Source organism: Vibrio splendidus (genome assembly GCF_003345295.1).
Classification (GTDB): Bacteria; Pseudomonadota; Gammaproteobacteria; order Enterobacterales; family Vibrionaceae; genus Vibrio; species Vibrio splendidus_K.
Map to the genome: position 1 here is coordinate 1,014,931 of NZ_CP031055.1, position 25,208 is coordinate 1,040,138.

Consider the following 25,208-nt stretch of genomic DNA (forward strand, 5'->3'; position numbering starts at 1 on the left):
TGGCTGAAGCAAATATCAGTAAGCACAAAGCCAAAGTTATATTCGGTATTGTAAATACTGCTGCATCATATAGATATCAAGCTAACTAGCACCATAGAGTCAGTATAAACCCAACATACTATTTACTAATACAAAAACACGGCATGAATGCTTAAGAATATGACAAACCTCAACAAAATTTTAGAAAACTACAGAATTGGAAGAGAGTTTGAGCAAAAAGAATGCAAATTGAGTATGAACTGACAGCTTAGTTACATCAAAAAGAAAGAAATTTTCAATTTGATGCAACTAAAATTGAATGACTATGCGTTGATTTGCGTAACCAGTTTGTTGATTTTGCCCATCAAGTTTGGTGCTAGTTTAGAGATTTCACGCTGTTCTTCAAGCACTGAAGAAAGAATATCATTACCTGTCAGTGGATTTGCTAACACTACGCGGAAAACGATGATTGGTTGATGTGCCCATGCTTCGGGATTTAAGCGCGTTCGCGATACGAAAGACTTGCCTGTTTCACGCTGCTTCTTTTGAATAAACTTGGTCAGTTCATTCAGTAGCTCATTCAGTTCAACGCGTTTTGTTGCGTCAGCTTTAAGCAGCGCCGCTTTAAATGGTTCAGGCACGTAGCGATAAGTCAGTAGGCACAGCTCAGGCTCTGAAACCAGTTCGAAATCGCTTTGATTTTTAATCAGGTCGGCAAAGTAGCGCGCTTTGTTGATGCTTTGGTCGATTAGCAGTTCGTAGCCAGGTCGGCTGATGATGTGCATCGACGCATAAACAAGCATTGCCATACCGGAACGAGAGCCTTCTAACGTATGGCTACCTAGGTCTTTCGAACCCTTACGCAGTATGTATTGAGCATGATGTTCGATCGCTGTCATCGCATCTGGTTTCTTAAACAGCACCATACCCGCACCCATAGGGATATAAAGCTGTTTATGTGCGTCAATCGTGACTGAATCTGCTAGCTCGATGCCATCAAGCAGGTGACGATGATTGTTCGACATCAGAGTCGCACCGCCCCAAGCTGCATCTACGTGGAAGTGACAATCTGTTTCGGCACACACCTCAGCAATGTCTCTTAGCGGGTCGATATTACCAGTTTCGGTTGTACCAGCCACACCAATGACGGCGAAAGGTTTGATCTTGTTCTGCTTAAGTTGCTCGATCTTGAGTCTTAGATCGTCAGTGCAAATGCGGTTGTCGTTATCCGTCTTAACAGATACTAGACCTTCTTGACCAATACCAAGGACATCTGCGGCTTTTTTCAGAGAGTAGTGACCACGTTCAGAAACTAAGATGGCTAGGCCTTCGTAGTCGTAGTGCTTCATGGCTTTAAATAAGCCTTCTTTTTCTACCCCTTTGAACGAGCCTTGTGCCTTCAGCGCATTGTTGCGCGCAACCCAAAGCGCAGTAATGTTCGCGATGGTACCACCAGAACAAAACGCACCCAAAGAGTGGTTCGCACTGTGCATCCAGCGTGAATAAAACTGATCGTCATCTTGGTAGATCAAGCGATGTAGCATACCCAGAACTTGACGCTCTAGGGGCGTGAAAGCTTTGGAGGTCTCAATTTTTACTAGATTCTGATTCAACGCAATCATGATTTTAGAAAGCGGCATCAGAAAGTACGGCAGAGCAGACGTCATGTGGCCAATAAAACTTGGCGAAGACGTATGAACCGAGTGAGACACGAGAGAATCGAGGAGATGCTCAGTATGTTCAGAAACAAACTCAGGCTGCTCAGGGATATGAGCATTTGAAAAATCTTTCTCAATTTCACGCAGCGGCTTTTCTTCAGCCACAATGTGTTCACGTAAGAATTGATTAAGGTTTCGTGAAAGTTTGTCTTCAATTTGAGTGAGTGTTGAATCTGGGCCTTCAGGTACCGTGAAGATACGTAAAAGACTGTCGAAGCTAACATCTGCTGTTTTTTGTTCCGTAACCATAGCAAGCGATTTATTGTTTTTTATATTGACGCGAGCGGGACAATCTAAACGAAAACGGGAACAATGTCCCGTCTTAATTATGAAATCCAACTTCTCAAAAAAGCATATTAAATGAGGGGTTATTTACACTTAATCGCTTCAAGTTTAGTAATTGACTGATTGTAGCGTTGCAGTGCCGTATCGATTTGCTTAGGGTGGCTAAGCAATTCTGCAAAGGCAGAGCGTAGCTCGTAGTTTTGAGCATGAGGCGTTGACTGGCGGTCGTCGAACGTTGTTTTCGCGATTTTACCTAGCTCATCATCACGTGTTGATAGCGTTTTAATGTCGTGTTGCTCTAGTTGTAGCCAGCCTTCGACAGGTTGTTCCGTAGCCACTTTGCTTGAGTCGTTCACAAGGTAGTAGTTTACTGCAGCACGATTAAGCTCAAAGTGGTGCTTACGACCTTCTAGGAACCACTCACTGACTTCTGTTAGCTCTGGATATTGTTCAGACGTTAATGCAGCAAGGTCGGCATACCAATTCAAAGAGGCGTCGATGTACGCATCATATTTTTTTGCTTGGCACTGGTTTGTTTCAGACATTGAATCTGCTGCAAAAGAGAAAGTAGAAGTTGAAGCTAGCAGTAATGCGACGCAAAGGCGTTTCATAGTGGTTCCTTTTGTAAGTTTATTCTTTTTATAACTTTGTCGTTACAGGTTACCGTGATCGTTATTTGTTGAGCAATGACACTTAGTGTCTTTTTATTTCGGTAACTGTATCGGTGTCTTGGGCATGGGTATTCGAGTTGCATTCTAATCTAAAACAAACGCTATTCCTGCGATCTAGTTAGCAAGAGATACAAAGAACAACATCAAAATCGGGACAAGCAAGCTTAGGATAAAGCCACTGACGATAGCGATAGGCACACATCGAACACCGCCTGTTGTTTGAATGACAGGTAGAGTGAAGTCCATCGCCGTAGCACCTGCATAGCCTATAGAGGTACACGGATAGCTGCGAATCAGCACTGGAATCAGTACTAAGGCAACTAACTCTCTTAACAGCTCAAGCATGAAAGAAGCGCCGCCATAAACAGGGCCAAAGGCGTCACCCATCAAGATACCAGCCAGAGAATACCAACCAAATCCAGAAGACATAGCCAAGGCTTTGAACAGAGGGATATCCAGAATGTAAGCCGCGATAACGCCACCTAGCATTGAGGTGATGATAATCGTGATTGCGATGACCATGCCGTGTTTGTTCAGCAAAATTTGTCGAAGTGTTAAACCGCTATTACGCAGTTGAATGCCAATAAAGAAGAGAAGTACAAACAAAATCCACTCACTGGCGGTATCAACCCAATCAAGGCCAATAGGGAGCACTAAGCCAGCGATAAGGCCTGAACCCACAACTAGGATCAGTTTGGCAGACTCCATCGCCATCGAAGAGAGGGGAAGCTTCTTTTTGCTGCTGTCGGTTTTGAGTGGTAGTAACTTATCAATAGCGGGCAGCGCCATTAGGTTACAAACACTTAAGCAGACAAAGAAAGTGACGGTGTAAAGAAGGATTGTCTGCAGATTGCTGCCTAGGTTATCGAGGGCGGCTAAGCTTAGCCCCATTAATGCGAGAATCACGTAGATCAACCGCGATGTCGAGCGGTTGATAAATTCTAGCGTCTGCTCGTTCGAAATAGAAAAAAGATACCCCACGACGAGTGGTGCAAATATAAAGATCATCCCTGTAAACATGCTTTCCCCATTGCATTTACTTCATATTACATTTACTTGTCACTTAACAGTAACTTAGAAGCCACTAGTATTGATCACGTCGCTTAGCTTTGCATTAAAATCATGTTTGCTCAAGTTGCTTAATTTATAAAGCACCTCTGCACCTGTCACGTTAAGTTCAACTTCGTGATCATCGATGTTCTCATCCTTGTTTCTGAACATCAGCAGGTGATTAGCGATTCGAGCAATATCCAAGTAAGACACTTCGCGTTCTTCGTGGCTATTAATGGTATTACTGCACACATCAATAAAGTCGCTGTCGAAGCCCCAACGATTAAGTACCAGTTTACTGGTTGCAGAACATTGGCCTTGGAATATTTGTAGAGCGATATCGTGGTCTAGGTAATTGCCATTTTCGAGGTAGAGGTGGTATTCACTCACTAAACAGAACAAACCAATGTCAGCCAGTAACCCAACAAGCAGTGACTTCTCATGTTCAAGGTAGCGGTATTCGATAGGGGATAGCTCTTTGAAGCCGTTGGTCACCAGTACCATAGTGGCGCCGAGTTCTTTGGAGACAGAAGCGCTCTGAACCAGTAACTCATTACACTCTTTGCTCAGGTTGACTGAATGCTTGAGTTGTTCAATAGCCTGAGCCGTAACGATGTCACGCACTCTTAATATGCCAAGGCGCGACACAGCCGTCATCATATCGACACAAGTAATGTTGCGTCTGTTGAATACGACAGAGTTAGCCACTCGAATGACGACAGCAGTGAGGCCTGGGTCTTCAAGTAAGCATTCGGCAACTTCGGCAATCCCGGTTGATTCGAGGGTGCAAAGCTTTTGAATTTTCAGTACAACGTTAGGGATAGGAGGAAGTGTTATTTTTCCCGCTGAAATAGAATGGCCAACAAGTTGGGCAAACTCTGATTCTAGACCCTTTAAGAGAAGAGCCTTATTTTGTGGTAGCCAGAAAAACGATAAATGATTCATAAAAAAAGTAACAACATGTATGTTCTGCCATTTTACAAGCCGCGATGCTGTGAAGCAATACTCATCCGACGACATAACCTTGAATAATTTGAACGGGTGTATCACTGGGTGTCGAAATTTAAGCATTGTTTGATAGTTTACTGTGATATCAATCATGAAAAATCATAATACTCAATTGATTGATGTGAACTAAGCCCAGACTTATTTTTCTTTTCGAAGTATCATTTATTTAAAGGTGGAAAACGAAATCATAATATTCACCTAAAGAATAAAAAATAGATTAAAAATTTTTCGCATAAAAAGCTGCTTGTCTGGTAATGAACCTAATCGGGGTAATTTGATTAAGGATCAACGGATATGACCGAGACAGCATTTATTAATTACGTGAATCAATTTGGTGAGCATCAAAAACGTTCTATGTTTGGAGGTATCGGCCTCTTTCAAAATGACGCTATGTTCGCTTTATTGAGTGAAGGTTGTTTATTCATCAGAGGTGGAAAGTCATTAGATAAAAAACTGACGGATCTTGACTGTGAAAAGTATCGTCATGTAAAAAAACAGACAACAGCTACCGTAAATTATTACGATATTACTGACCTGTTTACCTGCGAACATCCTGAATTGGATAGTATTATTCGTACTTCAATCGATAATTCAATTCAGCAACGTAGCTTTAAGAAATCATCCGCTAGCCGTCGATTGAGAGATCTACCAAACATGCAACTTACGTTAGAGCGCATGGTTAAAAAGGCGGGTGTGGACGATGTTTCAATGTTTATGCAGTTGGGCGCGCCTGAAGTGTTTAATAAGGTTCGCAAAGCGTACGGAAACGATGTTGACCTAAAACTACTTTGGAAATTTGCGGGTGCAATTGATGGTATTCACTGGAAACTATTACAAGAGCCACGCAAGCAGCAATTATTAAAGGGCTGCCACTAAAGAAGTTTGCCTTATATGCTTAAGATTATTACTAATAAATAAAAACCGAGGAATGTCCTCGGTTTTTTTGTTTCTGTCTAGCCGGATTTCTTAAAAGACTAAGTATCAAAAGGCTAAGTGCTCATGGAGAGCTTATTTGTTAGGGCTTGAGCGTTAAGTATTAGTACTTGAAACGAGCCGTGAACATTAGCTGGTCACCGTAGAAGTCGTTAATACGAGCTTCAGCACCTAAAGAGAAAAGCTCTGTAGAGTGGAAACGCGCGTAAACAGAACCCGTCCAATCATCTTTGTCATCGATAGAAACGTAACCACCTTTACCACCAACTTCTAGTTGTGGACCAAGCCATTGGCGAACACCAACGTTGATTTCCATACCGATATCAGTAGAGCTTGAGTTTTCAGGCTGAACGATACGAGCTAGCATTTCACCTGTTAGGTCTGCCCAGTTGTTTAATGGAGCGTGGAAACCAAGACCTACAGCTGAGTCGTAATCGCCTTCAAATTCTGAATCGATACGTGCTATAGCGTGAGCATTCGGGTGAATTGACTTACTGAACGCGCCACCAAATGTTACTGGGCTAGCACCGATACGTGCTTCAAAGTAATCGTAGTTAAAGTTGCTCATTACTTGTGGTTGTTCATCAACAGCTAGTGCTTGGCTAGAAGCCAATAGCATAGCGGTAGTAAGTAGAATTTTGCGCATAACGACCATAAACCTTTATTTAGTGTTAATTCCTTTGGCTTGAGAAAAATCAGGCAAACCATAAACATTAAGACAGTTTAATCTAACTCGTGGAAAAGTAATCCATAAAAATGCCAATCCTTTGCCATTTAGCTAAAAAATATACAATTTAGGCGCTGCTCTGCAACTGAGATCCCATGTTTATGGGACTATTCACCAAAATTTAAGGTCGATTCACCAAAACTTAAGGTCGATTCACAATGCATTAGGTTATTCACCAAAGCTTGTTCGCTTGTTTGCCATTGACGTGAGGATGCGCTCGGTATCTAAAATGGAAGTCCAGTTTAGCAATTGTTTGTCGTTTGCAATGACATAGTCGGTCAGTTGTTGAGTAATCGTGTCTCTGAGTTGATCACCTTGCCAAGGCTTAGAAATATAGAAATCAAGCGCAGCGTTGTTAATCGCGGTCACCGTATCTTCCAGGCCTGCTTGACCTGTGAGCAGTAGTTTGCGTGTCGGCTTAGTGTAATCGTTCTGATTGAGCTCTATGAGAAAGTCGATACCGGTTTTGTCAGGCATGATGTGGTCGCACAAGATTAAGGCGAGTTTAATGCCATCTTGTCCCATTTCTTTGATTACCTGCTTGGCTTCATCGACCGATTCGGCGCCTTCAACAATAAAGTTTTCTTCAAATGGTGCTAAGTCTTGAAGGACACTGTTGAGGACTTCTGGCTCATCATCGACACATAAAATTAGGTACTTATTCATGAGGTGCTCCTTCTTGTTTGAATGGAAGCCACACTTGCATGTGTGTATGGCTGCCTACCTCAGACTCCACCAAAATAAACCCTTGATGAGCCGAAACGATTTGTTGAGAAATAGATAAACCAATTCCTAAACCAAAATTGCCTTCTTTTTTGGTCGTGAAATTTGGGTTGAAAATGGTGCTGATGTCTTCTTTCGCAATGCCATGGCCGGTGTCGGAGATTTCCACTACAAGAAATGTGTCGTCACCTTGCGTCTGTTGAGAGGTAGTGATTGACACTTTTCCTCGTTCAGAAAGGGCATCGAGTGCGTTAGAGATCAGGTTCGTCCATACTTGTTGTAGCGAGAGCGATTGGCACAATAAAGGCGGTAATTCGGTGTCGTAATGTTTTTCGAGTTGGTGATGTTTGAGTCTGTTTTCAAAGATCACTAAGGTATCTTCAAGCCCTTCGTGAATGTCTGCGTAGTGGCGAACCTCTTCATCTTCTCGGGCATAGCTTTTTAGGCTTTTAACCATATCGGCAATACGCTTGCTGCATACTTGAATTGAGCGAATAGAGTTTCCAACATAGTGGTAATGCTCTAAGTCATTGAGCAGCTCTTTGCCTGCGACAGGGGAGTATTTCAAGGTGTCTAGAACCGCCGAGTCTTGGCTTAGGTTTAGTCTCACGGCTTTTTTGGCTAGCGCACGATCATCGATAGTAGAGGTGAGGTGCTTTACGAGTTGTCTTTCTTGAGCCGTTGATAGTGGCTTGGCTAACTTTGAATGCGCCAGCACGTCAGTCCCTTTATTCGATTCTGGGAGTGACGAGTTTTCGAGTATCTGGTCGAGATGTTCAGACAAGGTTTCAATACTTCGTAAGATCGCGGCAATAGGGTTGTTCAACTCATGAGCAACGCCCGCGACAAGTTGCCCGAGCATCGCCATCTTCTCTTTCTCGATCAATTGTTGATGTGCAGATTCCAGTGATTCGAGCGTTTGCTGCAGCTTGATCTTATTGGTGATGCTTCTTTGTAAGCGTCGGTTAAAGTGACGGAGCAATAGGTTGGTGAATAACGGCAGCAGGGTATTGTTTGAGTGCATCACTTGAGCAAAGCTATCTTTATCCAGCTTGATGACTCGTGTTTGCGTTAGGGTTATCGCGGTTGAGAATGAAGGTTCACCCGTCACAAATGACATCCCGCCGACAATGTTGCCCTTAGAGTGTCGTACCACTTCCCGTTGTTGCCCCAACTCATCTTTTTTATAGAGAGCGGCTTCACCCTCAATGATCAGCCATAAAAAGCGATTGTCTTCACCTTCTACAGTGAGGAGATGTTCGGGTGAGTAGTCTCGAATGGCCTTGGTTTTGTCATCTTTTGAAAATACATCTTGTAATGCACTGACGACACGCTCCGCAAGGGCATTGTCAGAAAGCTGGTGGTAGTCGTGAATGAACCCCGATTGAAAAGAATGAATCTTTTGCTCGATGTGCGCTCTGAATAAGCGCTGTTGATCCAACGCATCACTATAAGATAACAGGTTTTCGGAGTCGTATTGGATAACAAAAGAGGTCAGTTCTTTTTGCGCCGATTTGAATAGAACTTGATCTTGAACGGGTTTGGTTAGGCAGTGATTGAGCCGGCCTTCATTCACCGCGGTCAGAATGGATTGAATGTCTGACGAAGCGCTGACTAATATCGTTCTTGCGGTATTACTATGGGGCAGCTGTTCCAGTTCAATAAGAAATTGCACACCATTAAATCCAGAATGATGATGAGTGATCACTAAAGCAACGGTTTGGTGGTGATCATGGATATCTTCTAATGCGTGATGCGCGTCTTCTATGTTCTCGGCAGTATAAATATCGAATACAGAAGCTAACGGAGCCAGCTCCGAACGTATTCTTTCAATGCTAACCGGATTATTGTCCAAACAGATAACAGCGTATTGATTCACAGCTCAACCTTAATAGTAGCGACGTCTCTAGCCTAGCAAGAACCGCTGAATAAGGATGAGAGCTAGCCGTTAATTTATTGAGGCAATCGAAGTATCGAGCAATAGACTGATTTAACTCAATGTTTCTTGTTTGCTACTGATGGGTTAGACTAAAAAAAACAGACTAGTGTAGAAAGAGAACTCATGGAACAGTTAAGAAAAATTGGTGCAATTGGCGGAGCAATTTCATTGGCACTTTGTTGGCCATTAGCGGTTGGGCAAATTGGACAAAATGCGATTACTGATGGCGTTGCAAAGCTTAACAATTCAAGCATTCAAGCTGAGATCGTGGAATACGATAGAGGTTACCTTTCTTCTACTGTAACCACTCGCGTAACTGTGACGGATGAGAGCTTGAAAGAGCAGCTTGCGCTCGATGGCTTACCAAGTGAGTTTGTCATTAATAGTGCAGTGAGCCATGGCTTAGTGAGCTTAAACGCGCTGTCGACGTTTGAGAATACTGACATTCTGCCTCTTACTCTGACTACCAGCACTGAACTAAACGGCAACACGGATTTCAACTTCGAGTTAAGCCAGTTCAATCACCAAGGCTCAGAAGAAAATGGTACCTCGGTATCTATCACGAAGTCGAATCTGTCTGGCCACGCCACTGTATTAGGGCAGGTTGATTACCAGCTTTCTATCCCATCGGTTCAAATTGATTTTGAAACGGGTGAAGAGGTGACACTCTCAAATCTAAAAGGTATTGGTTCAGGCCAACAAGCGAAAGGTTACTGGTTAGGCACGCAAAACTTTACTATTGATAGCTTCTTGATTTCAGATTCTGCAATGCAGCCATTCATGACCATCGAAAACTCTAAGTACGATTTTGAATCGCATCTAGATGAAGCGACTAAGCGCTTGAGCAGCAGTCTTAAGTTGGATGTCGCCAATATTGAGACCAACGAAGGCCAGTTGAACAATCTAAACGTCGATTTTGAAATGTCGAAACTGGACAGCCAGTCGTTTGAGAAAATCTTTGAAATTTACCAGGCGAACCCTGTTCTGACACAAGAAGATGTGGCTGAGATCATTCCGTTCATCGACGTACTGTTTGCTAAAGGCTTCGACCTTTCAATGAACAATATGTCGTTAGAATTAGGTAAAGGTCAGTTTGAATCTAAATGGTTGGTGAGCGTACCGGAAGGCACAGAAAACATCAGCAGTAACCCTTCAATGATTGTTCCTGCATTAACAGGTAATATTCAATCTAGCTTCTCAAATGAGCTTGTTGAAGAATACCCTTTTATCCGTGAAGGTATCGACGAATTGATCGTGATGGAAATGATCAAGCAAACAGAAAGTGGTTATGAAATCACGGCTGACCTAGAGAATGGAAATCTAGTGTTTGAAAATGGACAAGAAATTCCATTAATTGCACTGCTTATGCCGGCTTTTGTTCAATAAAAAGAGTCGGGCTTAATACTGATAGGGCGATCTAACGGGTTAAGTTAAACATTTTGTACGGTACGAAACAAAAGAGGTCTTAAGACCTCTTTTGTTGTTTTTATGTTGGGTAAAACATGGTATTACTTTCATAGTTATTATTTAGCAGGAGCAATTATCCCCATGGAACTTACATTAGATAACGTATTCAACTTTAGTGCTGGCCCAGCGGCACTGCCTAAACCGGTAATGAAACAAGCGCAAGCAGACTTCATTGATTGGAATGGTTTAGGCACTTCCGTTATGGAAATCAGCCATCGCAGCAAAGAGTTTATTCAAGTTGCCGATGAGTCTGAGCAAGACCTACGTGATCTTCTGAACATCCCAGACAACTATAAAGTTCTTTTCTGTCAGGGGGGAGCTCGTGCTCAATTCGCTGCTGTTCCTCTAAACCTTCTTGGTGACGGGACGAAAGCGACTTACATTGATGCGGGTTACTGGGCAGAAAGCGCAGTGACTGAAGCGAGCAAATATTGCGAAATCGATGTATTTAACGCGAAGACATCTATTGATGGCAAAGCGGCGGTTGTTCCGGCTAAAGATTGGAAAATCGACCCTGAAGCGGCATACGTGCACTTTTGTCCAAACGAAACCATCGATGGCATTGAAATCAGTGAGCTTCCTCAAACGGATAAGCCAATCGTCGCGGATATGTCATCTAACATTCTGTCTCGTAAGATCGATGTGTCTCAGTACGGTGTTATCTACGCGGGTGCTCAAAAGAATATCGGCCCAGCGGGTATCTGCATTGCTATCGTACGTGATGATCTACTAGAACTAGCAAACGAAGTATTGCCGAGTATTCTGAACTACAAAGTACTTGCTGAAAAAGACTCAATGTTCAACACTCCGCCAACGTACGCTTGGTACCTATCAGGCCTTGTATTCAAGTGGCTGAAAGCTCAAGGTGGCGTTGAAACGATGGAGTTGGTGAACAAGGAGAAAGCGGCGTTGCTTTATAATGCAATTGATAGCTCTGCTTTCTACAAAAACGATGTTCACACCGCAAACCGTTCAAGAATGAACGTACCTTTCCAGTTGGCGAAACCCGAGCTAGACAGCAAGTTCTTAGAGCTGGCTGATGCTGCGGGTCTGAAATCGTTAAAAGGTCACCGAGCGGTGGGTGGAATGAGAGCTTCACTTTACAATGCGATGTCTCTGGAAGGCGTTCAGGCACTAGTTAGCTTTATGAAAGACTTCGAAGAGAAATACGCTTAATAAGCGTCCTAGATGTTTACCAGTGAAAAGAGGAGCTTAGGCTCCTCTTTTTGTTTCCTATAGAAGGTGAAAATATAGAGGCCTAATTACCTTCTTCGACCATTTAAGCGAAACTGCTGCGGGGTGACATTGAAGGAAGCCTTGAATGCTTTGATGTAGGACGAGTCGTTTTGATAACCGACTTGGTCGGCAATGCTTTGGATTGAGAGTTCTTCGTCCAACAAAGGCAGCGAATAAATCAGGCGGATTTGTTGTCGCCATAACTGAAATGACGTATTGAACTCTTTTGAGAATAAGCGCGATAAGGTTCGCTCTGATGCACCGACTTTCTCTCCCCATCTCTTTAGCGACAAATCCAACGTTGGCGTCTCTGTCAGCGCTTCAAATATAAGCTTCAAACGCCTGTCTTCGGGTAGCAACAATTGGTAGGTCTGAACGTTGTCTTTCATGATCTGATCGTGCAATACCGAAAGCAATCGAGATACCTCTTCATTACTCACTAATCCTTCGCACTGTCTGCAAATTTCCTGCAAGAGCTCATTTAAAAACGGCGTCAGGGTAATGGTTCGTACTTGAGGCTCATACTTGATCCCAAAGGCAGGATTAAGGTAAATACCGACAAACGTCGTATGGCTCAATGCGATAGATTCATGTTGAATCCCTGCAGGCACAAACAAAGCAGAAGTATGGGGCACAAGATGCTGGTAGTGATCGGTTTTCGTTTGCAATAGGCCTTTGAGCGGGAAGATCACTTGATGCCACGTATGTTGGTGCATTACATCGACGTAGCCCTTGGGCATATCGATGGTCTTCACTAACGCTGGTGAATTAGGATTAGCGACCATCATCTCATTTGAGTTGATGATTCCGGAGTGAGAATCTATTTGGCGGGTTAGCATGGTTAAGTGTCTTTATGTCCCTATTCTGACGTGGCGAGACTAGGCTATCATGCCCGGCAGAGTGAATGAAGTAGAGAGGGCACGCGTATGCGATATCAAGTTGAAATATCGAAAGAAAACCAACTACTATTCAAAGTCGATATTGAAGGTATTAACCAAAATAAGTGTGAAACATCGCTCGAAACGGTCTTGGCTAAGTTTCCGAAAACAGAAGGTTATCAGCGTCATCTATTGCTTTCGAACAGCGAAACGCGTTACTTAAAGAGCACAGAAAACCACATTGAAGTATTAGCAGCGGTTCCGGTATTTAAATCACTGGGCGAGCAATAAGTTGGCTTTAGCTAGTATAAAACAGCAAATAAGTTTAGGTAAAAGGGAAAGATATGAAGAAGTTAGGCTTAGTAAATAGCGTATTGGTAGGTAAAACTGTTGCCTTTGCACACGGTGCAAATAGTGCCATCAACAAGCAGGTTTTACCTGAGCGTCAGCATGCCACAGAACTTGGTTTTACCAATGACGAACAAGGTGACCCTCGCTTTCACGGTGGTATTCAAAAAGCCCTTCATATCTACCCAAGCGAGCACTACCCAGTTTGGCAGGAAGAGCTAGGTGACAAAATCATCTTTCAATCTACAGGCGCATTTGGCGAGAACCTAAGCTCAAGCGGCATCACGGAACACTCCATTTGCTTGAAAGATAAGATTCGCATTGGTTCAACATTGTTGGAAGTCTCACAAGGGCGTATGCCGTGCTGGAAGCTGAATGTGAGATTCGATCAAAATGATATGGCAAGAAGACTGCAAGATACGCTAAGAACTGGCTGGTATTTCCGTGTATTGGAAGAAGGTGAGATCGGTGCTGGAGATGAGATCATTTTATGTGAAAGACCTTATCCAGAATGGCCGTTAACTCGAATCATGAAAGCGGTGTTTACAGGTTGTTTGGATAAACAAGAGCTTAAAGAATTGGCGGAGCTACCTTTAGTCGAATCTTGGGGAGCACTTATAGAGCGTCGCCTTGAAACTGGCAAAGTCGAAGATTGGGAAATGCGATTAGTTGGTCCGACAGCGGAGTAAGTTTTTCCTAATACGCAAAAACAAAACGCTCACTATTTAGATAATGTGAGCGTTTTTAGTTCTGAGGTGAGCACTCGTGGTTAAAAGTTAAAAGTTAAAAGTTAAAAGCTAATCGCTTCATGTGCGATTTAACTGTCTTTAATCTAGCTATAACCAGAAATCTTTAACCGGCATGTCAGGGCTAAAATGATGTGCAATCTGCGCTTGTAGTAACTCTGCGGTCGCAATTGCATCCGTTAATGCATGATGCGGCGTGTAGTCGGGTAAGTGGTACCGACGGCGGCTCTGTCCTAATCTCACTGACGCTGGCTTCTTGCCTTTTAGCTTATTCCATAAGCCGCCGGCCAGTTTGTTCTGGATTTGAGATTCAATCTCGAGCGTGTCGAGGACCGGAAACTCAATCCCTTCACCTAATCTGACTTTCAGTGCGTTATCCAAGAAATCACGCTCGATACGACGGTAATGAACCACTGGGATGTGACCCGCCAGTGATTCTAATATCTCATCTAACACCTCGCTAAGGTCTGGCGCGTCAATGATGTCGTTGTGAGTGATGCCATGAATAACTACAGAGTCTTCTTCTAATTTCTGCTTTGGTCTCAGTGTCCAGTGTTTGGCTTGTCGTAAGTAAATACGATTAAGCGTAAACGGGACAAGGCCAATGGTAATGATGCCATCTTTGTTTGGGTTTAAACCCGTAGTCTCAAAGTCGACAGCTAAGAAGGTTACTTCTGATAGTGGCGTATCAGGTGCAGGAAGAGGTTGGCTATAAAATTGCTTTAAGCGCTCGTCTCTCGCTCGTTCCAGCTTTTGAGCAAACTTAAATGGCCAGTCGACCGCAGGTGATCTGAATAGTTTGTTCATAGGCCCTACTTAAACTTATTGCTGGCTTGATAACGGAACTTAAGGAAGTTCTGCGCATTACTTAATATTTGGAATGCGTCCTTTAGGTTGCGTCGCTCGAAGTCAGATAGGTTCTCTGGCTCAATGTTGTTATCCGGTTCTATGTTGTTGTCGACATCGTGTGCCTGGTGGCGAATACGAACTAAGGAGATAAACTCCATCGCATCTTTCAAATCTTGAGCTCGGCCTTTTGGCAGAATACCTGCGTCGATAATGTCATCCAAACGTTCGAATGAGTTCTTCGAACGAGAGGCTACCGCCAAAGAGTGAACACGAATTAGATCGGCAAGTGGTGCGGTACCACGACGTTTAAGGTTGATCGAGTTGTTATGACGACCATCTTTTTCCATAACGAAATCTTTGAAGAACCCAAGTGGCGGTGTGCGGTTAAGCGCATTACGAGCAAGACATGCTAAGAAACGGTTGTTCTTACGTGCTCGGCGAACAATAAAGCTGTTCAGTTGTTCCGCCCATTTCAAGCGGCCGTAGACACCGTCTAAATCAAAGAAGATAGAAGCGTTCAATAGCGCTTTCGGGTTTGGATCATCAATCCAATCGGCAAAGCACTCTTCCCATTGGCGACGAGTCATACGCCACGTTGGGTTGGTGGCCATGATGTCACCAGTACAATACACGTAGCCACACTGATCTAAGCCATCACAAATGAAGGTTGATAACTCTTCAAAGTATTTACCGTGCTTTTTCTCGTCGTAGGTGTCATCAAGAATAATGGCGTTGTCTTGGTCAGTAACGAGCAACTGCTCATCACGTCCCATCGAGCCGAGTGCAAGGAAACAATAGGGAATGGGTGCTTTACCCAATTTTTCTTCACCAAGCTCGATAATACGCTGTTTAAAGCTACGGCCAATTACCGACATAGCTGTGCCAACCATGTGGGCGTTGGCATCTTCGTTTACTAGGCGAACGAAGCTGTCTTTTACTTGTTCAGAAAGTACTTTAAGATCTTCAATGCTTTGTTGTTGGAAGATGCTGCTTACCAATAACAGCGAGTTTTGAGACTCGTAGCGAACAATATCGGTCGCTTCGATAATACCGATAGGTTTCTTATCTTTAAGCACTGGCAAGTGGTGCACGTTGTAGCGAAGCATAGTCATCATTGCTTCATATACATAGGCATTGTGGTCGAGTGAGATAACCTCTGGTGTCATCACACTGGATACTTCATCCGACGGGTCAAGGCCTTCGGCTAGAACGCGAGTACATAAGTCTCGATCGGTAATGATGCCGATAACTGGTGTTGAATCGTCTTCATCATCTTCAACAATATCAGGGTCGATGATCAGTAGAGAAGAGACATTGTCTTCTGCCATCATGGTTGCAGCTTGTTGGATGGTGCGCGTTTTCTCGATCATCGGCGCTTCGCTGGTCAATAGTGTTTTGACCTTGGATGTCGATAAATCGTTGGCGTCATTGCTGTCTGAGTTTGCTTGGCGAAGTCGCGCGTTATCTTCCACCTCGACAAAGTCGGCGAATGAATCATAGTTGTCGTAGAGCTCTTGGAAAATCGGCTCAGGGATGCAGTAGAGAAGGGTATCTTCGGTCGCTTTAACTGGGAAGCGAACTTTGTTGTTAGTCAGCAACCCCATTTGTCCAAACACATGCCCTTCATCAAGGCGATTATAGAGTTCACCCTTACGACGATAGACTTCGACTTCACCACTTCGAACGATATAGAGGTCATGAATTTGATCACCAAAGTGAATGATAGGGGTATCTTGGCGGTAATAAGAAATTTCCACACTACTGGTCACTTTCACCAATATCTCTTCAGGAAGTTCAGAGAAAGGGGGGTATTGTGCCAGAAAGTTTTGAATCTCTAATAACTCAGCATCCATAATGATCATCCATTGGTTTGTATGATTTCATGGTACAACATTTGATAATAATTTTCCGGCACAAATCAATCTGTGAGCTAAAACCTTTTTAAAGTCTTATGGATAGACTAATCTTTCAGTTAATGGAGTGACAGTTGAAGGATGATAGGAATGTCGAAGTGGAAGCTTAGTTTGGTACCTGTAGTTTTTATGTTTTCTCCAAGTTTGTGGGCGGACACTAACGCGGTGGATATTCTTGATTATGACCATGTTTATGCCACCGCGCATTCGGGCAGTTTAAATGAAGATGCAGGTGGCAATAATAATGCCTCATCGTATGGATTAGGCGTCAGTTACGTGATGACGGATGATTGGTTGTTGTTGGGCGACTACAGTGCGCGCTTTATTCACCCGGATGACACGACAACTCGAATTGATACGCTTATGCCAGGTGTTGGTTACCGTTACAGCATTAAGAAAGATTTAGATATAGTGGCTTACTACCTGCTTGGTATCACTAAGGGGGAGGTGGAAGATAACGATACCAACCGAACTGAGTCTTCAGATACCGAGTTTATCCAAGGGATTAAAGCCGAACTTAACTATGGCTTCGCCAAACGCTGGATTGCGAACGGTAGTGTGCAAGCAAATCGCAGTGACCTGTTTGATGAAGAGATCTATCACCTAGGTTTACGCTATCTGGTGACCAACAAGTTTGCGATTGGTGGCTCTTATCAACACCGAGATGGCGAAGGTAAGATTCGTAGTGAGCGTACTAACGAGCTAGGTGTAGAGTTCTTCTTAGAGTACTAACCAGTAACGCAGAGGCTAAGCGTTAGTACGCAGAGACTAAGTGTTAGTAACGAAAAGGCTAAGTGCCTTAATAGCTTTTATATATAGCTCTTATATACAAAGAGACAGACACAAAAAAGCCAGCTTAATCGCTGGCTTTTGCATATCTATAGGTCGACAGATAAAGGTTTCGCTTTTCGATTAAAGAACCGCAGCAAGACCTTTACATAGAGGATCCATGTTTGACTTAGTCATGCCAGCAACACTGATACGGCCAGAACCAACAATGTAGATAGCGAATTCGTCTTTCAGGCGAGTTACTTGCTCTTTGCTTAGGCCAGAGAACGAGAACATGCCGTTTTGGCGCTCGATGAATGTAAAGTCTGCATCAACACCTTCAGATTTCAATGTTGTTACGAATAGCTCACGCATCTCTTGGATACGGTCACGCATTTCTGCCACTTCCGCTTCCCATTCAGCACGTAGATCAGCATCACCAAGGATGTGAGTTACTACAGCACTACCGTGCGCTGGTGGGTTAGAGTAGATAGAGCGGATGATGCTCTTAACTTGAGAGAACGCTGTCGTTGCTACGTCTGCAGATTCTGCAACTAGAGTGAATGCGCCCACACGCTCGTTGTACAAGCCGAAGTTCTTAGAGAATGAGCTAGCAACAAGGATCTCTTTGTTGTATTGAGCAAAAATACGTAGACCAGCTGCATCTTCTTCAACGCCTTTTGCAAAACCTTGGTAAGCAAAATCGAATAGAGGTAGCAGTTTCTTCTCAGCAACCAGTTTAGCCAGCACTTCCCACTCGTCAGTTGTTGGGTCGATACCTGTTGGGTTGTGACAGCAGCCGTGAAGAAGAACGATATCACCTTCAGAAGCTTTCTCTAGGTCAGCAACCATGCCTGAGAAGTCTTTGTCTTTTGTTTCAGCATTGTAGTAGCTGTATTGAGCTGTCTCGATACCCGCGGCAGCGAAAACGCCGTTGTGGTTTGCCCAAGTTGGGTTACTGATCCAGATTTTAGCATCGCCTAGTTGGCGCTTGATGAATTCGCCAGCAACGCGAAGTGCACCAGTACCACCAGGAGCTTGTGCAGTTTTCGCGCGTTGAGACGTTACGATCTCTGCGTCTGAACCGAAAAGAAGCTTCTGAACAGCTAGGCCGTACTCAGCTGTACCTTCAATTGTCAGATAAGATTTGGTTTTTTCGCTTTCAAGAAGTGCAGCTTCTGCTTTCTTTACTGTTTTAAGTACAGGCGTTTGGCCAGCTTCATTTTTGTAGATGCCAACACCAAGGTTGATTTTCTCTGCACGAGAGTCTTTTTTAAACTCTTCAGTAAGGCCGAGGATAGGATCGGCGGGAGCAGCTAACACTTTTTCAAACATAATCTTCATCCATGTCAATTGAGAGGGGATAGTATCTATGGGTAGTTATACCTGTATGGAATTTTTAAGACAATACGAAGTGAACAGAAAGGCCAAAAAAAATCCATTTCAATCAGATTTATTGACTAAAGAGGGTATTTGATAACAAAACACCCTACGGATTAACCTATAGGGTGCAAGAAGTTAGTGGTTTTAATATAGATTAGGCTGGTTGAGCAATAAAGCTTTCACGCTCGAGTTCACTTGGTACATTTTTGCCATCTTTGTAGGTCGCGGCAATCGAAACAAACTCTTTTTCGACAGCCAGAAAAGCTTGGACAACTTGCGGATCAAAATGTGTCCCATTGCCTTCCAAGATAATCTGTTTAGCTTGTTCATGAGTAAAGGCTGGCTTGTAGACTCGTTTTGATATTAACGCGTCATAAACATCGGCTAATGCCATCAAGCGACCGGATAATGGAATGTCCTCACCAGACAGCTGATTTGGATAACCGCTGCCGTTCCATTTTTCGTGGTGGGTCAGAGATATCTCTTTCGCGACTCTCAGGAAAGAGCTGCTTCCTAACTGCTTTTCTGCAATAGATAACGCTTCAGCACCAATTGCGGGGTGACCTTTCATTATCTCAAACTCTTCGTCAGTTAATTTGCCCGGCTTTAATAACACGTTATCAGGAACGCCTACTTTGCCTACGTCATGAAGTGGAGCAGATTTGTAAAGCAGCTCTATGTAGTTTGGTGTTAACAAGTTTGCGTGGATTTCCGACTTACTGAGCTCTTGTGCGAGTACCTTAACGTATTCTTGAGTTCTCAGAATGTGGGCACCCGTTTCATTATCTCGAGATTCAGCAAGGGCAGACAAGCTAACAATCGCTACGTCACGTGTGGTTTTTACTTCGTTTTGTGCGGTTTCAAGGCTGTCTAACATGGTGTTGGTCATTGACGCCATAGAACCCAGTTCGTTATAGCCAAAAATAGGCAAACGAACGCCGTGCTCGCCTTTAGTTACCTTGTTCAACGCATGTTCTTGGCTCAGGAGAATGCGTTTAATCAACTTGCTCCACAATGTCATGATGGTTATTGCGTATCCACCAAGCACCAACGCAAGGTAGATGAACTCTTTAATCACGCTGACTTTACCTGTGCCGTCCAATAAGCGAGCTGGGTTATGTTCTAACCAAAAGATATCTTTAACGGCAACCATAGTCAGCATTGTGGTCAGCGTGATCAGAAGTACGATGACTAAACCGACCATTTGTTTAACTAATGAACTTCGTTCGCCAATCAGTTGGAAGTCAAACTGCCCAGACTGTTCCATTTTGTCCATTTGCGCAAGCTTAGCTTTCAACTGAAGAATGCTTCCAGTAAAGAAGCCAAATAACGTCATTCCAAAGAGCACTTTTAAATTGCTATCGATGGTGAAGTCGTAACTTAAGTTGTAATAAAGCGCAAAAGGGACACTAGCAGCAAAAAACAACAAGGTGTCGAGCTGCGCAAACCGACCTTGTTTAACTAAAGCATGGCGGGCTAATAGGTAATGGCGCACAAACCAGACTAAGGCAAAAACGACACTCACTTGAGTGAAAATTTCTAACGTCGTTAAGGTGTCGAGCATAGGGCATACCCGACTGCCATAGGTGCCAAAAAGCACACCAGCGATGGCATATAGCTGGGTTGTTAGCGATTGATTATAGTTTGATGTATCCATCGATAAGCCTTTGTTCAGTTTCGTTTCTGGTCTGTATAATTCTTACTAGATTCACGAGTTTTAAGTACGCATATTTTATTTTGCAAGACGCATTGCTTGCTATGAAATATACATAACTTGAATGACTTGCGTAAATAGGACCAGAAATTCTATCGATAGCTTTCGCTGAATGATACAAGAAATTGGTGTGTGTAAGTGATTTGTTAACTAAGTGGGGATTATTGCAGCATTACTATGCGTATATGTGAATAGCCTCGATAGAGATTCGAGGCTATTCAGTGATCGATCTTGGCTTGCTCGTTCGTGAAAACAGTCAAAGCCGATACGCCTCATTGCGTATTATTTTTTTAGATTGATTTCAGCTTCAATAGAGCTTGTTTCAATATCAGGATGAGACGCCAGTTTGTCGGTTGCCCACTGGTTTAGGTGCTTAAGAATTGCAGATACCGCGTGTTTCTGAGTTGGAGCTTTATCTTGGTCGATGTCGATTTTCTGCTTTGGATGTGAACCTGTCGCATCTTCAGCGATATGTAGCCAATCTGGGTGCCAGTAGTATGGCTGGCCACTCGGTGTTGTCCAACTATGAACACCGTTTGACTCTCCTTTATAACTTAACTGGTCTGCTTCTATTTTTTTCATTGTTATCTCGCATGTTTTTTGGGTTACATCAAATTATAGAGGCGTAGAGCGAACTTGGCTCCCGCCTTGGTTACAAACTTAGCAAAGCATACAAAGTTATCTGTGAACCAATTCACACTATTATAGAAATTAGGTCCAATCATATGGATAGCAGCAATAGTTGTTAACGTTAGTGATAAAATCTCCGGCTTATTAGAATTTATCTAGGTAGTACAATTAGATGGCGCGTTATGAAGAGCTTGCAAAGGATATTCGAACTCAGATCGCTAATAACACTTGGCGATCCGGAGAGAAGATCCCTTCGGTACGCATGAGTTGTCGAAATTACAACGTCAGTAATAGTACTGTCTTACAAGCCTACCAATTGTTAGAAGGCGAAGGGTGGATCATCGCTAAGCCTCAGTCGGGCTACTTTGTTGCACCACGTGTGGACGGCGTTGATTATGAACTGCCGTTAGTACACCAAAAGAAAGCCATTAATGATCGCTTATTCGACTTTTTGAAGTCGAGTTCCGCAGAAGGTGTGATTCCTTTTGGCTCAGCATTCCCAGACCCTGATCTGTTTCCTTTACCTACCTTGACCCGAAATCTCGCGAGTGCTGGCAGAAAAATGACTGGCGCGAGTGTCATTAATAATCTGCCACCGGGCAGTGAGTCCTTAAGAAGACAAATCGCGCAGCGTTACCTGCAACAAGGCATTACGGTTAACCATCAAGATATCGTGATTACCTCTGGCGCAATGGAAGCGCTTAACTTAAGCCTGCAAACGGTTACTAAGTCGGGTGATAATGTTGTGATTGAATCTCCTGCTTTCTATGGTGCTTTACAGGCCGTAGAGAGGTTAGGACTCAATCCTATCGAAGTGGATGTTTGTCCAATCAATGGATTGAATATTGAGCAGTTTGAAAGCGCACTACAAAACCAAGATGTAAAAGCGTGTTGGTTGATGACGACGTTTCAAAACCCGACAGGGACAAGTTTGTCTGAGGAAGCGAAGCGCCGTGTGGTTGAGATTGCAGAACAACACGAAACCTACATTATTGAAGATGACGTATATGGTGACCTCTACTTCGAAGGGCATAAACCCAAGCCACTAAAAGCCTTCGATAAGACCGATTCTGTTCTGCTTTGTGGTTCGTACTCAAAAAGTCTGTGTCCGGGTTATCGGGTCGGCTGGGTTGTGAACACGCGTTTCAATGATGCCATTCAAAAGCTGCAACTTCTTTCTACACTGTCGAGTAGTGCGCCTGTTCAACTTGGCGTCGCACACTTCTTAACACATGAAAGCTACGACAATCACCTTCGTAAATTACGTAAAAATCTTCTAGTGAGAAAAGAGCGATTCATTGAGGTCATCAAGCAGTACTTCCCGCATTCCGTCGAGATTGAAGAACCGGCTGGTGGCTACTTCATATGGATTCGTCTTTCCGCCAAATTCGACAGTCAACAATTTTACCAACTAGCGATTGCTCAGGGGATCAGTGTCGCTTCAGGCGATCTGTTTAGTGAGCAGGGCAGAGTAGATAACGCGATCAGATTGAACTTCTCTTATGAACTCACAGAAGAGAAAGAACAAGCACTAATCTTGCTTGGCAAACTGGCACATCAACTTACGCATTCGTAAAATCTTAAGTCACTCATAAAACAGACAATGATTTCAACTGTACGGATTGTTTCTGGTGCAACTGTACGCCTTGTACAACAAAGAGTTGTGATTCAATACAGTTAGACCAAATATTGGAGATACCGTTATGTTGAAAATGACTATGGGAAATGAAGTTAAGCTGATTATCGTCGCGATTGTGTGTGCGCTTCTGCTTATTCTCGGCCACGTATTGCTGGCAAAAGCCTTCGCTGATATGGCTTGGGCTGAATATACAACAGCGGCTATCCCGTTCGTTATGATGGCAATCTGCGGTCTCGCGATAAAATACGCTATCGACCAAGATGTCGATTAAGCCGATTATTCAGTCGAATTATTTTAAGCCCTGCCAGAATTTGGCAGGGCTTTTTCGTTTTAAATGACCTGAACTTTTGAATAATTGCATTAAACCTGAGCTCTGAAGGCTATCTCATACTTTAATGCCACAGGCTTTGTAAGTCTGTGTAAGCGAGAAATGGTGATTATTTGGAATATGCATCACCTTTAGTCAAAAACTTGGCTTATTGGTTGTGCTAGGAAATAACTAGAGCCTACCTTTTATTGCTATATATTCACGTCAATTATTGGTCGCTGTGCGATAAAAGTGACCCAGTTAAGGGCTTACAGTACCTTACAGGTTTAAATTCCCCATTTATTACAATTGGTTATGACTAATTGAGGTGCGGGATTATGAGATTGAAATATACAAAAACAAACCTGTGCATGTTGGCTTTGTTAGCCACCAATGCTTCAGCAAGCGAACTCCATGTTGATTTGAATCGACTAAGCAATTTTTCGGAAGTTGGTACGAATAGATTGTCTATTTCCAGTGAATTTATCGGCTATGAGCTTGATGAGGGAAAGTATCGTTACGCAAGAGAGGTGGATCTAAATGGTTTGGATTGGGCCTTTTTGTATGGTGATCATCAAAGAGTTGAGAAAGAAAATATTGATCTGATAAGCGATGTAACCGTGAGTGGTGAATTAAATCAGATCATTAATTCAGATAGTAAAAACGCCTTTGGCAATCGTTACTACTGGCAAGACGGCGACTCTACGGATTATAACCAAGAGCTGGCTTTTTCAGGTTTGCTTGTTGGTTCTAGTGGTTTTTCTTTTGACGTTCAGCCGAGTAAAGAAGGGCGATTTTCTGTAGAGCTTTATACACATAATTGGCTGTCTTCTGCTGATGTGACGGCATGTATTAACAAGCAATGCATCACAATTAAAAATGACATTTCATTTCACATGACCAGTGTCAAAAATACGATTGTTTTCGAATCTCAATCGCCAGATGACATCGTAGAAATCTCATATTCACGCCAATATAGGCAGTTTGATTTTGAATTGAGACAAGGCTATCACGCTATTGAGGCTATCCAGTTGAGAGAGGTTGAGTAACATGAAAAGAATCATTCTAGCATCAGCAATTGTAGCGACTTTTTCTGCTCACTCTGGTCTCGGGAAAATGGATCGTTCGGTCACTCAACACAAAACGTTCGCTCTACAAACTCAGTTCGATTTTGCATGTCATATGAATGCAGGCTCGGCAACGTTGATTGACCCTTACTGGGTGATAACGGCAAATCACGTATCAGGCTCTAAAAGTGAAGGGTATGAAAATGCAGTAACTTGTTCTTCTTATGAAAAAGATGAGAACGGTAAGTACAACGTTATTCATACATCACGTGCGATTACTGACCCTGATGGTGAGTGGGGGGAGTATGAATTTACCGATGGCATTTATGATTTCGCTCTGGTGCGCTTAGACACGCCAATAACCGGTATTAAACCTGCGAAGTTACCAGAGAAAGGGATGTTCGATCATTCAGAGGTTTATGAAGTAAATAGCGTTGGCTTTGGCAACTACAACGGCCGTAATGGCGGAAAGAAATTTGTTAAGTACAATGACACAGATAAGAAATGGTTAGCTGAATATAAATATAACCCGGTGATCATGCCTCAAAGTGATTTGCAGTGGCTGATCATCCATGGCGACTCAGGTTCAGGCATTACGATTGAACGAGACGACGAGTTTTACATTATTGGAGAAATTGGCCTTCAATATTATGGCGAGCTTGGTTGGCAAGATACCTTTGATGATGTTTTGGGGAGATTAGATTCCTTAAACAAGGATATGAGAACGCATGGGTTTAGTTACTCGAAGCCAGTAAATCTTGGTGACGTAAGATGGACGCCAACGACCCAGAACAGTATCGAAGATCTTCATGCCTTTTACAGCTACTGGAAAGCTGGAAGTATGGACTTTAATGGTACTTATTGGACGAAGGATGGCGGCATTTACAACACCGCTTATGCGCAAGAAGGTGAAACGTACACTTTTGAAACTGTCATTCCTGCAAACCCAAAAGCGCCCGCTTTTGATGTGTTTGTAAATGGTCGTCAGGTTGCTCATAACATTAGGGCGGATAAGGAGAGCTTATTCTTTAAAGTGAATGCTTTTGAGCAAAAGGGTGATCAGATGGTGATTGAATTTAAGCCGCTAGAACAGACGGGCGAGAAGATACTTTTAGATCACTTTTTGGTTCGTACTGTCGAGTAGATTGAGCTGTTAAGCTTTTATCAGTAGGCGCTTATGAACATGCCCTTATAAATGAGCGCGTATAAAAAAACCTCCGTATATACGGA

23 protein-coding genes are annotated in these 25,208 nt (G+C 43.2%); 10 read left to right on the forward strand and 13 right to left on the reverse strand.

Features of this window, described 5'->3' with window-relative positions:
* Window positions 1–302: 302 nt before the first annotated feature.
* The 4 genes from panP to DUN60_RS04530 all read right to left on the reverse strand — a co-directional run bounded on the left by panP (window position 303) and on the right by DUN60_RS04530 (window position 4,648).
* The gene (gene panP / locus DUN60_RS04515; protein WP_114633281.1) at window positions 303–1,946 is read right to left on the reverse strand and encodes a pyridoxal-dependent aspartate 1-decarboxylase PanP; all 1,644 of its coding nucleotides are present in this window, start codon (window positions 1,944–1,946) and stop codon (window positions 303–305) included.
* Window positions 1,947–2,065: 119 nt separating this feature from the next.
* A complete protein-coding gene (locus DUN60_RS04520) occupies window positions 2,066–2,593 on the reverse strand; it encodes a hypothetical protein (RefSeq protein ID WP_004734688.1) in 528 nt (175 codons plus the stop codon).
* A 174-nt stretch (window positions 2,594–2,767) separates the two neighbouring features.
* The gene (locus tag DUN60_RS04525; RefSeq protein WP_114633282.1) at window positions 2,768–3,673 is read right to left on the reverse strand and encodes a LysO family transporter; all 906 of its coding nucleotides are present in this window, start codon (window positions 3,671–3,673) and stop codon (window positions 2,768–2,770) included.
* Window positions 3,674–3,727: 54 nt separating this feature from the next.
* Complete coding sequence (locus DUN60_RS04530) at window positions 3,728–4,648, reverse strand: HDOD domain-containing protein (protein WP_004734690.1); 921 nt, start codon at window positions 4,646–4,648, stop codon at window positions 3,728–3,730.
* Between the two features lie 357 nt (window positions 4,649–5,005).
* Between DUN60_RS04530 and DUN60_RS04535 the strand changes: the two genes are divergently transcribed.
* A complete protein-coding gene (locus tag DUN60_RS04535; protein WP_004734691.1) occupies window positions 5,006–5,587 on the forward strand; it encodes a TfoX/Sxy family DNA transformation protein in 582 nt (193 codons plus the stop codon).
* 160 nt (window positions 5,588–5,747) lie between these two features.
* Here the strand turns inward: DUN60_RS04535 and DUN60_RS04540 are convergent, their stop codons facing one another.
* The 3 genes from DUN60_RS04540 to DUN60_RS04550 form a co-directional block, all read right to left on the reverse strand.
* Complete coding sequence (locus tag DUN60_RS04540) at window positions 5,748–6,290, reverse strand: hypothetical protein (RefSeq protein WP_114634297.1); 543 nt, start codon at window positions 6,288–6,290, stop codon at window positions 5,748–5,750.
* A 249-nt stretch (window positions 6,291–6,539) separates the two neighbouring features.
* Complete coding sequence (locus DUN60_RS04545; RefSeq protein ID WP_114633283.1) at window positions 6,540–7,037, reverse strand: response regulator; 498 nt, start codon at window positions 7,035–7,037, stop codon at window positions 6,540–6,542.
* Window positions 7,030–8,973 carry an ATP-binding protein gene (locus DUN60_RS04550; RefSeq protein ID WP_114633284.1) on the reverse strand — a complete coding sequence of 648 codons (1,944 nt, stop codon included), beginning with the start codon at window positions 8,971–8,973 and terminating at the stop codon, window positions 7,030–7,032. Before DUN60_RS04550 ends, DUN60_RS04545 begins: the two co-directional genes overlap by 8 nt.
* A gap of 183 nt (window positions 8,974–9,156) precedes the next feature.
* Between DUN60_RS04550 and DUN60_RS04555 the strand changes: the two genes are divergently transcribed.
* Entirely contained in the window at window positions 9,157–10,419 is a 1,263-nt protein-coding gene (locus DUN60_RS04555; protein ID WP_114633285.1) for a DUF945 family protein, read from the forward strand.
* A gap of 162 nt (window positions 10,420–10,581) precedes the next feature.
* Window positions 10,582–11,676, forward strand: coding sequence for a 3-phosphoserine/phosphohydroxythreonine transaminase (gene serC, locus DUN60_RS04560; RefSeq protein WP_114633286.1), 1,095 nt, complete (start codon window positions 10,582–10,584; stop codon window positions 11,674–11,676).
* Between the two features lie 86 nt (window positions 11,677–11,762).
* On the opposite strand, the gene DUN60_RS04565 is transcribed toward serC, so the two are convergent.
* Complete coding sequence (locus DUN60_RS04565) at window positions 11,763–12,575, reverse strand: AraC family transcriptional regulator (protein ID WP_114633287.1); 813 nt, start codon at window positions 12,573–12,575, stop codon at window positions 11,763–11,765.
* An 87-nt stretch (window positions 12,576–12,662) separates the two neighbouring features.
* Here DUN60_RS04565 and DUN60_RS04570 point away from each other — a divergent pair, with 87 nt between their 5' ends.
* Both DUN60_RS04570 and DUN60_RS04575 read left to right on the forward strand, forming a co-directional pair.
* Complete coding sequence (locus tag DUN60_RS04570) at window positions 12,663–12,905, forward strand: hypothetical protein (protein WP_004734698.1); 243 nt, start codon at window positions 12,663–12,665, stop codon at window positions 12,903–12,905.
* A 53-nt stretch (window positions 12,906–12,958) separates the two neighbouring features.
* Window positions 12,959–13,651 (forward strand): MOSC domain-containing protein, encoded by a 693-nt coding sequence (locus DUN60_RS04575; RefSeq protein ID WP_114633288.1) that lies wholly within the window; start codon window positions 12,959–12,961, stop codon window positions 13,649–13,651.
* A 147-nt stretch (window positions 13,652–13,798) separates the two neighbouring features.
* Here DUN60_RS04575 and DUN60_RS04580 read toward each other — a convergent pair whose 3' ends face one another.
* Window positions 13,799–14,515: a 3'-5' exonuclease gene (locus DUN60_RS04580; RefSeq protein WP_004734700.1), complete on the reverse strand. Its 717-nt coding sequence runs from the start codon at window positions 14,513–14,515 to the stop codon at window positions 13,799–13,801.
* Between the two features lie 5 nt (window positions 14,516–14,520).
* Window positions 14,521–16,410, reverse strand: coding sequence for a DUF294 nucleotidyltransferase-like domain-containing protein (locus DUN60_RS04585; protein WP_004734701.1), 1,890 nt, complete (start codon window positions 16,408–16,410; stop codon window positions 14,521–14,523).
* Between the two features lie 150 nt (window positions 16,411–16,560).
* On the opposite strand from DUN60_RS04585, the gene DUN60_RS04590 reads away from it, so the two are divergent.
* Complete coding sequence (locus DUN60_RS04590; protein ID WP_114633289.1) at window positions 16,561–17,202, forward strand: porin family protein; 642 nt, start codon at window positions 16,561–16,563, stop codon at window positions 17,200–17,202.
* 180 nt (window positions 17,203–17,382) lie between these two features.
* On the opposite strand, the gene DUN60_RS04595 is transcribed toward DUN60_RS04590, so the two are convergent.
* The 3 genes from DUN60_RS04595 to DUN60_RS04605 form a co-directional block, all read right to left on the reverse strand.
* A complete protein-coding gene (locus DUN60_RS04595; RefSeq protein ID WP_114633290.1) occupies window positions 17,383–18,573 on the reverse strand; it encodes an amino acid aminotransferase in 1,191 nt (396 codons plus the stop codon).
* 202 nt (window positions 18,574–18,775) lie between these two features.
* Window positions 18,776–20,278, reverse strand: coding sequence for an HD-GYP domain-containing protein (locus DUN60_RS04600; RefSeq protein WP_114633291.1), 1,503 nt, complete (start codon window positions 20,276–20,278; stop codon window positions 18,776–18,778).
* A gap of 339 nt (window positions 20,279–20,617) precedes the next feature.
* Window positions 20,618–20,917, reverse strand: a complete 300-nt coding sequence (locus DUN60_RS04605) for a hypothetical protein (protein WP_017074608.1) — start codon at window positions 20,915–20,917, stop codon at window positions 20,618–20,620.
* Between the two features lie 220 nt (window positions 20,918–21,137).
* On the opposite strand from DUN60_RS04605, the gene DUN60_RS04610 reads away from it, so the two are divergent.
* From DUN60_RS04610 to DUN60_RS04625, 4 genes are all read left to right on the forward strand, one after another.
* Window positions 21,138–22,541: an aminotransferase-like domain-containing protein gene (locus DUN60_RS04610; protein WP_114633292.1), complete on the forward strand. Its 1,404-nt coding sequence runs from the start codon at window positions 21,138–21,140 to the stop codon at window positions 22,539–22,541.
* Between the two features lie 127 nt (window positions 22,542–22,668).
* The gene (locus DUN60_RS04615) at window positions 22,669–22,875 is read left to right on the forward strand and encodes a hypothetical protein (RefSeq protein WP_004734707.1); all 207 of its coding nucleotides are present in this window, start codon (window positions 22,669–22,671) and stop codon (window positions 22,873–22,875) included.
* Between the two features lie 407 nt (window positions 22,876–23,282).
* A complete protein-coding gene (locus DUN60_RS04620; protein WP_114633293.1) occupies window positions 23,283–23,960 on the forward strand; it encodes a hypothetical protein in 678 nt (225 codons plus the stop codon).
* A gap of 1 nt (window position 23,961) precedes the next feature.
* Window positions 23,962–25,122, forward strand: a complete 1,161-nt coding sequence (locus DUN60_RS04625; RefSeq protein WP_114633294.1) for a trypsin-like serine peptidase — start codon at window positions 23,962–23,964, stop codon at window positions 25,120–25,122.
* Window positions 25,123–25,208 lie beyond the last annotated feature (86 nt).